1 protein-coding gene is annotated in these 581 nt (G+C 68.5%); it reads right to left on the bottom strand.

Annotated elements, in window-relative coordinates; all coding sequences use genetic code 11:
- Positions 1-143 precede the first annotated feature (143 nt).
- On the bottom strand, positions 144-581 hold a 438-nt coding region (locus ACSVDD_RS29730; protein WP_448193009.1), incomplete at its 5' end, for a transposase.

Below are 581 nucleotides of genomic sequence, written 5' to 3'. Positions count from 1 at the left end.
CCCCCCGAGCGACCGCGACGCGCATGCCGCTGTTGCCCGATCCGTCAGCACATCGCTCGGCAAGTTGAAGCGACGGGGCGCCGTCGTCCGTGCCGAAGACGTTGGTGGTTTCTTCGTGTGGAGGCTGACCGCCCGTTCCTGACTCAATCGGGCTGCGGCGCGTCCCGCTGCCGATGCCGCTGCCAATACCCGCAGAACAGGGGAGCCGGCGGGCAGGCGCCGATCAGCTTCCCAATCACGGCGAACTGCTCGGCGACACTGTCGCGGCGATGGTCCTCCCGCCAAGCGGCCTCCCACCCGTAAAGCCAGAGGTAAGGCCCGCTGAAGTGCAGGTACTGGCCGTGCTCGGCGCGGGCCATGCGGGCGAAGAAGGACTCCGCGTGATTCGTGCAGGCGTCCGGCGCGCTGTAGCATTCCTGGTGGTTGACGCGCCGGACGTCGAAGTGCTCATGGAGCCGGTTCCAGGACGGGGCATCGTCAGCGTACACCACGGTGCCGGGCAGCACCTTGCCGATGATGAAATCGACGGCGCCTTCCTCGGTGCGGAAGGCCCAGGTGCGGCACTGGCCGTTGCGGGCGCG

The sequence above is a fragment of the Azospirillum terrae genome (assembly GCF_053470425.1).
The sequence above is the reverse complement of the archived record's forward strand: the minus strand, read 5'-3'. Positions and strand labels throughout refer to the sequence as shown.